At 61.5% G+C, this 15308-nt stretch carries 11 protein-coding genes; 8 read left to right on the top strand and 3 right to left on the bottom strand.

Annotated elements, in window-relative coordinates; translation table 11 throughout:
• Positions 1–99 precede the first annotated feature (99 nt).
• From cbl to C1Y41_RS07325, 3 genes are all read left to right on the top strand, one after another.
• Positions 100–1059 carry an HTH-type transcriptional regulator Cbl gene (gene cbl / locus C1Y41_RS07335; RefSeq protein ID WP_039385255.1) on the top strand — a complete coding sequence of 320 codons (960 nt, stop codon included), beginning with the start codon at positions 100–102 and terminating at the stop codon, positions 1057–1059.
• A 60-nt stretch (positions 1060–1119) separates the two neighbouring features.
• Positions 1120–1953, top strand: coding sequence for a GNAT family N-acetyltransferase (locus C1Y41_RS07330; RefSeq protein ID WP_104085163.1), 834 nt, complete (start codon positions 1120–1122; stop codon positions 1951–1953).
• A 104-nt stretch (positions 1954–2057) separates the two neighbouring features.
• Positions 2058–3839: a thiamine pyrophosphate-requiring protein gene (locus C1Y41_RS07325; protein WP_104085162.1), complete on the top strand. Its 1782-nt coding sequence runs from the start codon at positions 2058–2060 to the stop codon at positions 3837–3839.
• Between the two features lie 457 nt (positions 3840–4296).
• On the opposite strand, the gene C1Y41_RS07320 is transcribed toward C1Y41_RS07325, so the two are convergent.
• Positions 4297–4779 carry a transposase gene (locus C1Y41_RS07320; RefSeq protein ID WP_104085161.1) on the bottom strand — a complete coding sequence of 161 codons (483 nt, stop codon included), beginning with the start codon at positions 4777–4779 and terminating at the stop codon, positions 4297–4299.
• A gap of 297 nt (positions 4780–5076) precedes the next feature.
• Positions 5077–7230 (bottom strand): putative bifunctional diguanylate cyclase/phosphodiesterase, encoded by a 2154-nt coding sequence (locus C1Y41_RS07315; protein WP_369826777.1) that lies wholly within the window; start codon positions 7228–7230, stop codon positions 5077–5079.
• Between the two features lie 282 nt (positions 7231–7512).
• Between C1Y41_RS07315 and C1Y41_RS07310 the strand changes: the two genes are divergently transcribed.
• Complete coding sequence (locus C1Y41_RS07310; RefSeq protein WP_104085160.1) at positions 7513–8085, top strand: phosphonate C-P lyase system protein PhnH; 573 nt, start codon at positions 7513–7515, stop codon at positions 8083–8085.
• 10 nt (positions 8086–8095) lie between these two features.
• Here the strand turns inward: C1Y41_RS07310 and C1Y41_RS07305 are convergent, their stop codons facing one another.
• Positions 8096–10678, bottom strand: coding sequence for an ATP-binding protein (locus C1Y41_RS07305; protein WP_104085159.1), 2583 nt, complete (start codon positions 10676–10678; stop codon positions 8096–8098).
• A 145-nt stretch (positions 10679–10823) separates the two neighbouring features.
• Between C1Y41_RS07305 and C1Y41_RS07300 the strand changes: the two genes are divergently transcribed.
• The 4 genes from C1Y41_RS07300 to C1Y41_RS07285 all read left to right on the top strand — a co-directional run bounded on the left by C1Y41_RS07300 (position 10824) and on the right by C1Y41_RS07285 (position 15307).
• On the top strand, positions 10824–12326 hold the full coding sequence (locus tag C1Y41_RS07300) for a sugar ABC transporter ATP-binding protein (RefSeq protein ID WP_104085158.1): 1503 nt from the start codon (positions 10824–10826) through the stop codon (positions 12324–12326).
• A gap of 10 nt (positions 12327–12336) precedes the next feature.
• Positions 12337–13320: a ribose ABC transporter permease gene (locus C1Y41_RS07295; protein WP_039385246.1), complete on the top strand. Its 984-nt coding sequence runs from the start codon at positions 12337–12339 to the stop codon at positions 13318–13320.
• Positions 13321–13392: 72 nt separating this feature from the next.
• Positions 13393–14331 (top strand): ABC transporter substrate-binding protein, encoded by a 939-nt coding sequence (locus C1Y41_RS07290; RefSeq protein ID WP_039385245.1) that lies wholly within the window; start codon positions 13393–13395, stop codon positions 14329–14331.
• A gap of 115 nt (positions 14332–14446) precedes the next feature.
• Positions 14447–15307, top strand: coding sequence for a ketose 1,6-bisphosphate aldolase (locus C1Y41_RS07285; RefSeq protein WP_104085157.1), 861 nt, complete (start codon positions 14447–14449; stop codon positions 15305–15307).
• Position 15308: the final 1 nt, after the last annotated feature.

Raw genomic sequence — 15308 nt, 5'->3', positions numbered from 1 at the left:
CCTTATTACTAAACCGCATAACAGGCGGTTTTTTATTATTTGTTGTATTGGCGCCTGCTCCCTACCATGGCGAAAACCGTGCCAGAAGGGAGAGAGGGTGTGAATTTCCAGCAGCTTAAAATTATACGGGAAGCCGCCCGCTGCGACTTCAATCTGACTGAAGTCGCCAACACGCTGTTTACCTCGCAGTCCGGGGTCAGCCGGCATATCCGCGATCTGGAAGATGAGCTGGGCGTAGAGATATTTATCCGGCGCGGAAAACGTCTGCTGGGCATGACGGAGCCTGGTAAAGCGCTGCTGACCATAGCCGAACGCATTCTCGATGAGGCGGGCAAGGTGCGGCGTCTGGCCGATGTGTTTACCAACGAGACCAGCGGCGTGCTGACAATTGCCACCACCCATACGCAGGCGCGTTACAGCCTGCCGCGCGTCATCAAAGCGTTCCGTCAGCTCTATCCCAACGTGCGGCTGGAGCTGAATCAGGGCTCGCCGCAGGAGATTGTCGCCATGCTGCTGGCCGGCGAGGCGGATGTCGGTATCGCCTCCGAACAGCTGGTTAACCACGCCAGCCTGGCGGCTTTCCCCTGGTTCAGCTGGCATCACTCGCTGCTGGTGCCGCCCGGGCATGAACTGCTGCTGCAGCAGCCGGTGTCGCTTGAAAACCTGAGCGCCTGGCCGTTAATCACCTACCGACAGGGGATCACCGGTCGTTCACGCGTGGATCGGGCGTTTCAGGCGGCCAGCCTGCGGCCCGATATTGTGCTGAGCGCGCAGGATTCTGACGTGGTGAAAACCTATGTTGAGCTGGGGCTGGGCGTTGGCGTACTCGCCGATCAGGCGTGTGATATCTATCAGGGCGAAAACCTGGTCAAGATTGATGCCCGTCACCTGTTTGAAGCTAACACCGTCTGGCTTGGGCTGAAGCGCGGACAGCTGCAGCGCAACTATGTCTGGCAGTTTCTGGAGCTCTGCAATGCTAATTTGTCGCTGGAGGAGATCAAGCGACAGGCGCTCTCCTATGAGAGTGAAGAAGAGCCGGCGCTCGATTTTCAGATCTGAGGCTGTCAGGCGCGGCAGCGGTGTGGCACTCTTCTTTTGCATTCATTAAGGGAGAACCGCATGAGCATGACGTTGCGTGATATTACGGCGGCCGACGCCGCGGCGGGCCATGCCCTGACGCAGCAGGCGGGCTGGCCACACCGTCCTGAGGACTGGCAGCAGCTGATTGCGCTGGGTGAAGGCGTGGTGATGGAGGAGGCGGGACGACTCTCCGGCTGCGCGCTTGGCTGGCGCTGGGGAAGCAGCGCAGCCACCATCGGCCTGGTGGTGGTGGATCAGCAGGCGCGCGGACGCGGTATCGGCCGCAAGTTAATGCAGGCGCTGATTACGCGCTTCGCCGGCTGCACGCTGCGCCTGCATGCAACGGAAATGGGTAAAGGGCTTTATGCACAGCTGGGATTCAGGGAGTGCGGTCAGGTATGGCAGTACCAGACGGCGGCATTAGCCGCGCCTCCCGCTATAGCGCTGCCGCCTGCGCTAAGCCTGGAGCCGGCATGCAGCGCAGCCTGTGCGGAACTCTGCACGCCCGACTGGCAGGCGACCGGCCTGCAGCGTGCGCGTCTGCTGCAGCAGTTGCTGCCCGGCAGCGTGCTGGCACGCGATGCGCAGGGGATACAGGGTTTTGCCAGCCTGCGTCGCTTTGGTCGCGGCTGGACCATCGGCCCGGTTATCGCCCGGGACGGCAGCGTGGCGCAGGCGCTCGTTGCCACGCTGCTGCAGACGCTGACCGGTCAGTTTGTCCGGCTGGATACGCCCGACGCCGGGCTGGCGGAGTGGCTGGCAACGCTGGGTCTGCAGCAGGTCGATGCGCCGCACATTATGGTGCACGGCACCCCCTGGCGCCCGACAGAGGAGATGCACTGTTTTGCGCTGGTCTCCCCGGCGCTGGGTTAGGCAGCCAGCGGGCGCAGTCAGGCCATAATCCGGCAGATCCTCTGCACGCCCGTTTCTGTCAGCTACCCTTAAAAGCTGACAACAGCCTTTAAGGGAGCAGCGGGATGAGTAAAAAAACCAGCGATTTTTTTGTCGAGCGCCTGCAGGCGTGGGGCGTCACGCGCATTTATGGCTATCCGGGCGATGGCATCCACGGCGTGCTGGGCGCTATCCAGCGCGCCAATAAAGCGGGTGCCGGCATTGAGTTTATCCAGGTGCGGCATGAAGAGATGGCAGCATTTATGGCTGCCGGCCACGCCAAATTTACCGGTGAGCTTGGCGTCTGCCTCTCCACCGGCGGGCCGGGCGCTACCCACCTGCTGACTGGTCTTTACGATGCGAAAATGGATCATGCACCGGTGCTGGCGATCGCCGGACAGGCTGAAGTGACCGCGCGCGGCGCCAGCTATCAGCAGGAGATGAACCTCGATCGCGTGTTTGCTGATGTCGCTAATTTTGTTCAGGAAGCGGCCGCACCGGCGCAGATCCAGCATCTGGTCGATCGCGGCGTGCGCATTGCGAAAGCGCAGAACGGCGTAGCGGTGCTGATCCTGCCGAAAGATATTCAGGATGAAACCTGGCAGCCACCGCAGCACGCGCACGGTTTTACCCACTCCGGTCCTGGCTATCAGCGTCCGAAAATCGTGCCGTATGAAGCAGATCTGCAGCGTGCGGCAGACGCCCTCAACGCCGGCAGCAAGGTGGCGATCCTGATCGGTGCAGGCGCGCGCGGCGCGGCAGTGGAAGTGGTGCAGGTTGCGAACCTGCTTGGCGCGGGCGTCGCCAAAGCGCTGCTGGGCAAAGATGTGCTGCCGGACGATGCGCCTTTTGTCACCGGCTCGATCGGCCTGCTTGGTACTAAACCGTCGTGGGATCTGATGCAGGAGTGCGACACGCTGCTGATGATCGGCACCGGCTTCCCGTGGACCGAATTTTTACCCGCTGAAGGTAAGGTGCGTGCGGTACAGATTGATATCGATCCGGCGATGCTGGGCCTGCGCTACCCCTGTGAAGTCAACCTGCACGGGGATAGCGCCGAAACGCTGCGGGCGCTGATCCCGCTGCTGCAGCACAAAAGCGATCGCCACTGGCAGGAGCAGATTGCGCTGCAGGTACGCGACTGGTGGCAGCTGATGGAGGAGCGGGCGCTGGCGCCGGCTAATCCGGTTAATCCACAGCGGGTAGTGTGGGAGATGTCGCCGCAGCTGCCGGATAACGCTATTGTCACCTCAGATTCCGGCTCCTGTGCCAACTGGTTTGCGCGCGACTATCGCGTGAAGCAGGGGCAGCGCGCCACGCTCTCCGGCGGTCTTGCCTGTATGGGTGCCGCCGTACCGTTCGCTATCGCCGCTAAATTTGCTTATCCCGATAAACCGGTTGTGGCGCTGGTCGGAGACGGGGCGATGCAGATGAATAATATGGCTGAGCTGATCACTATTCAGAAATACTGGCAGCAGTGGGACGATCCACGGCTGATCGTCTGCGTGTTTAACAATCAGGATCTTAATCAGGTGACCTGGGAGCAGCGCGTGATGGAAGGCAATCCGCGCTTCGAGGCGTCACAGCAGCTGCCCGATGTACCCTACGCGCGTTTTGCCGAGAGTCTTGGCCTGCAGGGGATCGTGGTGGATAATCCGGATGAGTTAGCCGCCGCGTGGCAGCAGGCGCTGAGCGCAAACCGCCCGGTGGTGCTGGAGGTGAAAACCGATCCGGAAGTCGCACCGCTGCCGCCGCATATCACCTTTAAGCAGGCGAAATCCTTTATGGCCTCCATGGTTAAAGGCGATCGCGGCGTGGCACAGATTATCGGTGACACCGCCAGTCAGCTTATCCGCCCCAAACGCTGATTCCGTCGTAGGGGACGCATTCATGCGTCCCTGACGTCATTAATGTACCGTGTCCAATTGTTGCCAGGGCGCCATAAATGGCGCCCCTGCGGGGTTATGTTCGGGGGCGATAAATAACGTATCCCCCGGTGCTCGCAGGGGACGCATTAATGCGTCCCTGGCGTCGTTTATGCGCCGTGCCCGGTTGTTACCAGGGCGCCATAAATGGCGCCCCTACAGATTATGTGCGGATGCGATAAATAACGTATCCCCCGGTGCTCGCCAGGGACGCATTTATGCGTCCCTGGCGTTGTTTATGCGCTGTGCCCGACTGTCGCCAGGGCGCCATAAATGGCGCCCCTACAAAGTTGTGTTCGGGCGCGATAAATAACGCATCCCCGTTGCCGCTGTAGGGGGCGCATTCATGCGCCCCTGACGTCATTAATGCGTCCCTGGCGTCGTTTATGCGCCCCTGACATCATCTATTCACCCCCGCATCCTTTAAATGTCTCGTCTCTCCTCGTACAAACAACCGGTCCAGCTCCCACTTCAATGGATTCTCTGCAATATAACGGCGAACTGCAGACAGCTCCTGTTCCGAGCGGATAACGCGGTCATAAAAGCCACGCTGCCAGACAGGCGTTCCGAGCTGGCGGGAAATACCCGCTTTAAAGTGATTAATAATGGCTGATAAACAACAGATATTACCCGGCTGAAGCCAGATGATGCCGTGCAGGTGATTGGGCATCACAATAAATGTATCGGTTGCCAGCGTGTTATAACGGGCAGAAAGGCGCTCCCACTCTTCGGCAACACAAAGGCCGGACGGCGAAGCGTGCATACTGCCGGACAGGATCTCACCCAGCAGCAGCGCACGCTGTCGGGTGACCAGGGTAACGAAATAAGCGCCGGGCGTACGATAATCAAATTGCGTCAGGCGCGGATTTTTTCGGTTTCGCATTGTGCCTCCTTGCGCCTTTATTCTCTCTTTTCAGCGCAGAAAGGCGAGTCAGCCACGTTAACGATGCGAGATGTCGCGAAAAAGAAAACGGTGCCGGTTGTTACCAGGGCGCCATAAATGGCGCCCCTACAAAGTTGTGTTCGGGCGCGATAAATAACGCATCTCCGGTGCCGGTAGGGGACGCATTTATGCGTCCCTGGATTCGTTTATGTGGACCTAACGTCGTTTATGTGCCGTGCCCGGTTGTTACCAGGGCGCCATAAATGGCGCCCCTACGGGGTTTTATCCTGTCGTTTCCTATACCATTTTTTCAATCTCGGTCAGCGGGACGGCGTGGCTGAACAGATAGCCCTGCAGCTGATTACAGCCGGCGTTGGCGAGGGCGTGCATCTGTCCTTCGGTTTCTACACCTTCGGCGGTGACGGTCAGGCCCATGGCGTGCCCCAGCCGAACGACGGATTCAATAATCGCGGTTGAGTTATCTGCCACGCCGAGCGACTGGGTAAAAGAACGGTCGATTTTTATCTTATCGACCGGGAAACTGCTCAGATAGTTAAGGCTGGAGTAGCCGGTGCCAAAATCATCCAGCGCGATACGGAAGCCCGCTTCGCGCAGCGCAATGATAGAGCTGCGGGCCGCATGCTCATCCTCAATCAGCACGCCTTCGGTGATCTCCAGCTCCAGGCGCTGCGGATCGGCGCCTTCGCTCGCAACAATCTCCAGCAGCCGGGAGACAAAGCCGCTGCTGCGAAACTGCACCGGTGAAACGTTCACCGCCACCACCACCTGCGGCAGCTTCAGCGACGTCTTACACGCTTCGCGCAGCACCCACTCGCCCAGCGGCAGGATCAGCCCGGTCTCTTCGGCGATAGCGATAAAGTCAGCCGGTGAGATATCACCACGGGACGGATGGTGCCAGCGCAGCAGTGCCTCAACGCCAACCACGCGTTCACCGTTAATCTCCATCAGCGGCTGATACCAGACGGCCAGCCCGGTAAAATTAACCAGCGCCTGACGCAGCTCTGCCGCCAGCTCCTGCCGGGTACGCAGCGACTCATCCATCGCTTTCTCAAACTGGCGAAACTGACCGCGCCCGTGATTTTTGGCGTCATACAGCGCGATATCCGCCTTACGCATCAGCTCCAGCCGGTCCACGCCATCTTTCGGTGCCAGCGCCAGGCCGATACTGACGCCAACCCACAGCTCATTGCCCAGCAGATGATAAGGAGCGCTGAGCGCGCTGATAATGCGCTGCGCCAGCGTATGCACCTGGCCGATAGTCTCCGTATCCGGCATCACGATAATAAACTCATCGCCGCCGATGCGTCCCACGGTATCGCTGGTGCGCACAATCTCGCTCAGGCGCCGCGCCACTTCGCGGATCAGTTCATCGCCGGCGTGATGGCCCCAGGTGTCATTGATATTTTTAAACCGATCAAGATCGAGCAGCAGCAGCGCCACGCGGCGATCGTGCCGCAGCGCCGCGGCCAGCGCCTGGGTCAGGCGATCTTCCACCAGCGCGCGGTTGGGCAGGCCGGTCAGCACGTCATGAAACGCAAGGTGCTGCGCCTGCGCCTCGCTGGCACCCAGCCGGACCAGCGACTGCGACAGGCTGAGCGAGGAGGTCCAGATGCGCCGTACCATAAAAAGGCAGAGGAGGGTGATAATCAGCACCGACAGCAGCGTTGAGGGCACGATCGTGCGCAGCATCTGCGCGCCGGGCTTATCGGGTTGCCAGCTCAGATAGCCTACCCGCTGGCCGCTCTGCGATGAGAGGGGCCAGAAAGCCATCTCCTTATCAGTGGGTGGCGCGTTGCTAAAGTGCAGCTGCGCCAGCTGGCTGCGATCGGAAAGGTGACGCAGATAGCCATCGTCAAGAAACGCGACGCTCACCAGGCTAAACCGGTTTGTCGTGTCAGGCGTGCTAATTTCACCCACGGCCAGCGCGGCAGCGCGACCGGCAATGCGCACAAAATCGGCCCGATCTTCTGCGCCAGCCGCGCTGGCTACCAGCGGCGTGGCGAGCAGATCGCGCAGCCACGGACCGACTGCCTGTGGGCTGACCGGCTCACCGTTGCGCCAGGCGGCAACCGGCTGCTGCCTGCTGTCCAGCAGCAGGATCAGCTGATGGGCAAACATCTCATAAAGCCAGCTGCCGACGTTCTGATCCAGCCACGCCCGGTCGGCGTCACGCAGCGTCAGGTGGCTGGCGAGCGGCGACCAGCGCGTCAGGCTGCGCAGCTGGCGCAAATGCTCGCTGAGGCTCTGGTCGAATGAGGCGGCAATCATCCGCTGCTGCTGCTCACGCGCTTCACTGTTGGTCACGGATGTCCCCCAGTAAAGTCCGCTGCCGGCCCCGGCAAACGACAGCACCAGAATCGCGATCAGCGGCGCGACCACCTGACGCAAAAAACTGTGCCGGAATTGACGGGATGTTCTGATTGAATTCATTATTTTTTCTTCATATAAACAGGCGGCCGTATTGAATAAGTTAGCAGAAAGACGGGTTTGTGCCTGGCGGAGAGCGGCGCGGCGCGAGATGCACTTATTAATCATCCTGATGCGTTAGCTGCTCATTGGCCGCGGCTGATTCATCGCGCCGTCACGCCATCGTCACCGCACTGTCATCTGCTGCGCGCATCCTGAGCGTTCATTAAAACGGGCGGGGCAGCCGGACACGGCGCTGAAAGCGCCCGGCTATTTATTGTTTATTCCGGTATCCGGAGAGGACCCATGACTTTACTGGCCAGTTTTCATTATTCCGTCGCGGATGCTCAGCAGGCGTCCCGTCGCGTACACAAAGCGATGAGCGAGCCAGGCGTTATCGTGTCGCTGCCGCTGATGCCAGGCCAGCGCGAACTCTCCTCTGCTGCCAGCGCGCTGCTGCTGACGCGGGAAGAGGGGGCAGATACGCTGTGGCTCGATCCGCAGATTGACAGTGCGGCGCTGCGCAGCACGCTGCATTTTTGTACCGGCATGCCGCTTGTCTCTGCCTGCAACGCCTCGCTGGCCCTGAGTCACGCCCGTGCGAATCCCGATCCCGCTACTTTGATGGCCCGGCAGGCTGCCGCCGGGCATAACCGCACGCTGATTATTGAGCTGCCAGGTCTGAACGGCGGTTTGACGCTGCGTCTCAGCGGCGACGGGCTGCGTGAAACGCGCGCGGTTGCACCGCAGCTGCCGCCGGCGGTGCTCGCTTATCTGCGTGAGCATCCGCATCCCGGCCGGCAGCGGTCAGATCTCATTTTTACCTGCGGTGAAACGCTCATGGCGCTGCCGCATACTGTCCGGGTGGCGGTGTGCTGAGCGCAGGCTATCAGCGGGAAAGCGGTGTGGCAGCAGCCTGCCGCGCGCGGTTAAGCCGTGCGCTGCGCTGCCAGGCCCGCTCCAGCGCCTGAACCAGCTGCGCCTGCTGCCACGGCTTCGCCAGCCGTTCACACAGCGGTAACGTCACCTGCGACCGGCGCAGATCCTGCCCGCTGACCAGCAGCGTGGCGAGCTGCGGCCACTGCTGCTGCGCCTGGCGTATCACATCGGCGCCGTTGAGCGCACCGGGCAGCATCAGATCGCTGATCAGCAGATCGATATCGGGTGTCTGCTGCAGCAGCGCCAGCGCGCTGGCACCGTCGGCGCACTCCAGCGTCAGATAGCCAAGCTGATGCAGATGGTCACACAGCGTCTGCCGTACGGCGGGTTCATCATCCAGCACCAGCACCAGCCGATCGCGGCTCGCACCGGGCTGCGCGGGTGGAGGAGCCGCCACCGGCTGTACCGCCTCCGCCGCGCGCGGCAGCAGCAGGCGTACCGTGGTACCCTGGCCCGGTGCGGTCTCCAGCGCAATTTCACCGCCCGACTGCCGCACAAAGCCATACACCATCGATAGCCCCAGACCGCTGCCGCTGCCGGTGGGCTTGGTGGTGAAGAAGGGTTCAAACACCTGCTGACGCACCTCCGCTGACATGCCGCAGCCGCGATCGATCACCTCCACCACGACCCACTCGCGTTTACCCGCCGCGGACGCTTTGCGCTGGTTCCAGACGCGCAGCACTATCTCACCGGGCTGCTGCTGCAGCGCGTCGCGCGCGTTAACCACCAGGTTCATCAGCGCATTTTCAAGCTGACCGGCATCGATCCATGCCGGCCAGCCCGGGCGTGCTGCTTCTGTTACCAGCTGCTGACCGGGCAGCAGGGCGTGCTGCAGCAGCGAATGCAGATCCTCTACCAGATCCACGACCGCGACCGCCCGTGGATAGAGCGCCTGTTTACGGGAAAACGCGAGCAGTCGCTGGGTGAGCTGCGCTGCGCGGTCCGCCGCCTGGCGGGCGCGTTCGATACGGGTTGCCAGCGTGCCAGCCGGCAGCTGATCGGCGGTGAGCGCCAGGCTGCCGATGATCACCGCCAGCAGATTATTAAAATCGTGCGCCAGTCCGCCGGTCAGCTGGCCCACCGCTTTCATTTTCTGGCTGTGCAGCAGCGCCTCCTCCAGCGCTTTTCGCGAGGTGCGCTCCAGCACGGTGTTGACCATGCCGCGACGCGGCACCGGACTGAAGCGCAGCTCCAGCGTCCGCCCGTCCGGCAGCCGCACTTCCTGCGCATCCTGCAGGCTGAGCAGCTGCAGATCCAGCCGTGCCAGCAGCTGCTGATAGTGCAGGCCACGCTGCAGCTCATGCGGCGCAATACCGAGCAGTTGCGCATACTGCGCGTTCCAGACCACCAGCTGACCGCTGTTATCAAACAGCGCAAAGCCGTCGCGCATGGCGAGAAAGGTTGACTCCAGCTGGGTGCTTTTCTCTTTCAGCAGTGAAGAGGTGTGCGCCAGTGAGGCAGTGTTGCGGGCAAAAACGTTAAACGCCCGCGCCAGATCGCCCAGTTCGTCGCGCCGCGACTGGCCGGGTACGCTGACGCCTTTCTCCCCCTGCGCCAGCTGCGTCATCGCGTGGGCGATAGCGGTAAGGCCGGAGCCGAGATTGCGGTAGATGTAGTAGCCGGCGTAACCGGTGATCAGCAGCGCCAGCAGCATAAACAGCGCGATAAAACCGATGACCGAGTTGAGTTCACGGTGGGTGCTGGCGCTGCGCGCATCGCTCTGCTGCGCCACCTGCTGTACATAGCGGGTGATATCCTCATTGAGCATCGCCACCAGCGCCTTGATACGGTAGGTCGCGTAGGCGATGCCGGTATCGCTCTCCTCAAGCCCGGCGGCGACCGGCTCCAGCGCACGGAGGGCATGGACAAAGCGCGCCCGCTGCAGCGCCAGCACGCCTTCCAGCGGCAGGGCTGACCAGACCGGAAGAATGGATGAGAGCTGCTGCACCGCAGCCTGCGGCGCGGCAGAGCGGATCGCTACCGCCAGCAGGCTCTCGCTCTGCTGGCGCAGCGGCAGAAAAGCGGCGTCGCTCGCAAGCGCTGAGATCCGGTTCAGCAGCAGCTGCGCCTGCCACAGCCCGCTTAGCATGGTGTTGCGCTGCAGGTGGCGCTGATGCCCCCGCTGCAGCAGCAGCGTGATGCTCTGCTCCAGCATCTGGCTGCGCTCACGAATACGGCTGAGCAGGGCGGGCTGCTGCCTGGCCACGGGGGCCGCCGCCAGCTGCGTCAGCGCCTGCTGCAGCGCCTGCTGCGTCTGCTGCAGGCGGGCCGACTCACTCTGATACTCCAGCGCACCCACCACCTGCGACAGGCGTACCGCCGCCGTCGCCACGTTGGCCGTATCACGCGCCAGCGCCAGGCTGCCATTCATATCGGCCAGCGTCTGCGCCTGCGCCTGTTCCTGAATCGTGCCGGCGTGGCGGAATCCGGTAATCGCCACCAGGCTGACCGCCAGCGTCACGCCGACCACCAGCAGATTAAACAGCAGCAGGCGTCCACGGGCACCGGCATACCACGGCAGAGTCTGACTCATGCGCCACCCCTCGCAATGCGGAACGTCAGCCGAGTATAAAAGTGGCGCGCAGAGGCAATATGACAAATATGAACGGGCGCTGACATTTTCCATTTATGTTGCGCGGCGACACTGCTCAGCACTATCCGGCAGCAGGAGCGCGGCAATGACAGCACCGATACTGGAGATGCGCGGTATTACCCGGCGCTTCGGCAGCTTTTACGCCCTGAAGGGCGTGGATCTCACTATCTGGCCGGGCGAAGTACACGCGCTGATGGGCGAAAACGGGGCCGGTAAGAGCACCCTGATGAAAATCCTGGCCGGTGCCTACAGCGCCAGCAGCGGGGAGATCCTGATTGAGGGCAAGCCGTACGCCATCCGCGGCCCTAAAGAGGCGCTGGCGGCGGGCATTACGCTGATCTATCAGGAGATCAATCTGGCACCCAACCTCACGGTGGCAGAGAACATTTTTCTCGGCAGTGAGATTGCGCGCGGCGGGCTGGTGAAACGCCGGCAGATGGCGGAAGAGGCGCAGCAGGTGATTGCGCGGCTTGGCGCGCGCTTCAGCGCCACCGATCTGGTCGGCCGTCTGAGCATCGCCGAACAGCAGCAGGTGGAGATCGCCCGCGCGCTGCACCGCAACAGCCGCATTCTGGTGATGGATGAACCTACCGCCGCGCTCTCCAGCCGGGAAACAGAGCAGCTGTTTGCGCTGATCAAGCGGCTGCGCAGCGAAGGCATGGCGATTATCTACATCAGTCACCGCATGGCTGAAGTGTATGAGCTGTCAGATCGCGTCAGCGTGCTGCGCGACGGTGAATATGTCGGCAGCCTGACGCGTGAGCAGCTCAACGCCAGCGAACTGGTGCGCATGATGGTCGGGCGTCCGCTCAGCGATCTGTTTAACAAAGCGCGCGACATTCCGTTTGGTGCTATCCGCCTGGCGGTCAATCACCTGACTGACCGCAACAAGGTCCACCCCAGCAGCCTGGCGGTACGCGCGGGCGAAATTGTCGGCCTCGCCGGCCTGGTGGGCGCCGGACGCAGCGAGCTGGCGCAGCTGATATTTGGCGTGCAGCAGCCCGCCGGCGGCGAAATCTGGATTGACGGAGAAAAAGTGCACATCCGCTCCCCGCGCGAGGCGATCGCGCGCGGCATCGGCTTTCTCACTGAAAACCGCAAAGAGCAGGGGCTGTTTCTGGAACTGGCCGCCCGGGAAAACATTGTGATGGCGACGCTGGAGCGCGACGCCAGCTACGGCCTGCTGAACCGGCGTAAGGGGCAGAAGATCGCCACTGACGCTATCGCCTCGCTCAATATTCGCGTGCCGCATGCGCAGGTTCGCGCGGGCGGGCTATCGGGCGGCAACCAGCAGAAGCTGCTGATCTCCCGCTGGGTATCTATTGCGCCGCGCATTCTGATTCTGGACGAACCGACGCGCGGTGTGGACGTCGGTGCGAAGAGTGAAATTTACCGCATGATGAATCAGCTGGCGCAGCAGGGCGTGGCGATTCTGATGATCTCCAGCGAACTGCCGGAGGTGGTGGGCATGAGCGATCGCGTCTACGTCATGCGTGAAGGCACCATTGCCGGCGAGCTGAGCGGTAACGCCATCAGCCAGGAAAATATCATGACACTGGCCACCGGCGCTCAGCCGGTTACAGCCTGAGGAGAAAGGAATGACCAGCGAAACCGCACGCGTAACCAGCCCGACGCTGAAACGGGCGTTAATGAGCGATCTGCTGCAGACGATCGGGATCCTGCCGATTCTGATCCTGATTGTGGCGGTGTTTGGCTTTATCGCACCTAACTTCTTCACCGAGGCGAACCTGCTGAACATTACCCGGCAGGCCTCTATCAATATCGTGCTGGCGGCGGGGATGACGTTTGTCATTCTGACCGGCGGTATCGATCTGTCTGTGGGCTCCATGCTCGGCACCACGGCAGTGGTCGCGATGGTGGTGTCGCTCGATCCCGCCTTTGCCGACCTGACGATCCCTGCTGCACTGGGTGCCGGGCTGATCATGGGACTGTTCAACGGCATCCTGGTCGCCTGGGCCGGGCTGCCGCCGTTTATCGTCACGCTTGGCACCTATACCGCCCTGCGCGGGGCCGCCTATCTGCTGGCTGACGGCACAACGGTCATTAACTCCAGCATCAATTTTGAGTGGATAGGCAACGGCTATCTCGGGCCGGTGCCGTGGCTGATCATCATCGCCTTTGCGGTTATCGCGCTCTGCTGGTTCATTCTGCGCCGTACCACTTTAGGCATCCATATCTATGCGGTGGGCGGCAATATGCAGGCGGCCCGTCTGACCGGGATCAAAGTCGGCGCGGTGCTGATTTTTGTCTACGCCATGAGCGGCCTGCTCTCCGGGCTGGGGGGGCTGATGAGCGCCTCACGACTCTACAGCGCCAACGGCAACCTTGGCGTGGGCTATGAGCTGGATGCGATTGCTGCGGTGATCCTCGGCGGCACCAGCTTTGTCGGCGGTATCGGCACCATCACCGGCACGCTGATTGGCGCACTGATTATCGCCACGCTCAACAACGGCATGACGCTGATGGGCGTCTCCTACTTCTGGCAGCTGGTGATCAAAGGCGGCGTAATCATCGTCGCCGTGTTAATCGATAAATACCGTACCCGTCATCACGTCAGCTGAAGGCCGGCAGAACATTTCCAGGTGGCGATCCCGCGGACCGCTGACAATAAAAAAAGCAGGAGAACATCAACTATGCGTTTTAATCCGATTGTAACCGGACTGCTGGCCGCCACGCTGCTGAGCGCGCCGCTGGTACAGGCAAAAGAGCTGAAATCGATAGGGGTGACCGTAGGCGATCTGGCCAACCCGTTCTTTGTGCAGATCACCAAAGGTGCCGAGCTGAAAGCCCGCGAGCTGGCAGGTGACAAGGTCAACGTGACGCTGGTCTCCAGCGGCTACGATCTCGGTCAGCAGGTGGGACAGATCGATAACTTTATCGCCGCCAAAGTCGATATGATCATTCTCAACGCCGCCGACTCCAAAGGCATTGCGCCAGCGGTGAAGCGGGCGCGCGACGCCGGCATCGTCGTGGTGGCGGTGGACGTGGCCGCAGATGGCGCTAACGCCACCATTACCTCGGATAACACCCAGGCAGGCGCGATGGCGTGTAAATATATCTCTGACCGACTGAAGGCGAAGGGCAACGTGGTGATCATCAACGGACCGCCGGTTTCGGCGGTGCAGAACCGTGTCGAAGGCTGCATGAGCGAGCTGAAGACGCACCCCGATATTAAGCTGCTCTCTTACAACCAGAACGCTAAAGGCAGCCGCGAAGGCGGGCTGGAGGTGATGACCGGTCTGCTCTCCGCTAATCCGAAAATCGACGCCGTGTTTGCTATCAACGATCCGACCGCAATCGGCGCTGACCTGGCGGCCAAACAGGCGCAGCGCAGCGAATTCTTTATTGTAGGGGTCGATGGTTCACCGGACGGGGAAGAGGCGCTGAAGCGTAAAGGCTCGCTGTTTGTGGCGACCCCGGCGCAGGACCCGCAGGTGATGGCGGAGAAAGCGGTGGAAATTGGTTACAACATACTGCAAGGCAAGTCTGCTCCCGACAAACCGGTGCTGATTCCGGTGACGATGATCGATCGCGACAACGTGAGCAGTTACAAAGGCTGGACAGTGAAATAACGCGGCAGATTTTCTGGTCGTCATCCCTTTCCTGCCTGCAGGAGAGGGCTGCGGCGGCAGGTATGTTGCCTGGCCGCCGCAGCCTCCATTACCCCTCACGTGACGGGAGCACTTCATGGCACTGATATCTCTGGCGCAGGGGCTGGCCCATGCGCAGCAGCACGGCTACGCGCTGGGCGCATTTAACGTCCTCGATACCCACTTTCTGCGCGCGCTGTTTCAGGCAGCGGAGCAGCAGCGTTCACCCTTTATCATCAACCTTGCAGAGGTGCACTTTAAGTATGTCAGCCTCGATCACCTGGTCGCGGCGATTCGCTGCGAGGCGGCGCGGCACGCGATTCCGGTGGTGCTCAATCTCGATCACGGTCTGCATTTCGAGGCGGTGGTGCAGGCGGTGCGCCTGGGCTTTACCTCGGTGATGTTTGACGGCTCCGGGCTGAGCTATGACGAGAATGTGCGTCAGACGCAGGAGGTCGTAAAACTCTGTCATGCGGTGGGCGTCTCGGTCGAAGCGGAGTTGGGCGCGGTGGGAGGCGACGAGGGCGGGGCGCTGACCGGTGAAGCGGACAGCGCAAAATTTACCGATCCGGCGCTGGCGGCTGACTTTGTGCAGAGTACCGGCATCGACTGCCTGGCGGTGGCGATCGGTAACGCACACGGTAAATATAAAGGCGAACCGCGCCTCGATTTTGACCGGCTGGCAGCGATCCGCAGCGCGGCAGATATTCCGCTGGTGCTGCACGGCGGATCGGGCATTAGCGACGCCGATTTCCGCCGCGCTATTACGCTCGGCATTCATAAAATCAACTTCTACACCGGCATGTCCCAGGCGGCGCTGGACGCAATAGAAACGCAGATGGAGCAGCGCGACGCCCGCTATGACAGCTTTGCTGAGCTGCTTATGGCGGTGGAGCGCAATATCAGCCGCGTGGTCGCGCAGCAGATGCAGATTTTCGGCAGCAGCGGACGCGCCTGAG

This window comes from Pantoea sp. ICBG 1758, assembly GCF_002928325.1.
Lineage (GTDB): Bacteria > Pseudomonadota > Gammaproteobacteria > Enterobacterales > Enterobacteriaceae > Pantoea > Pantoea eucrina.
Note: the sequence above shows the minus strand (reverse complement) of the source record. Positions and strands in the feature narration are given on the sequence as shown.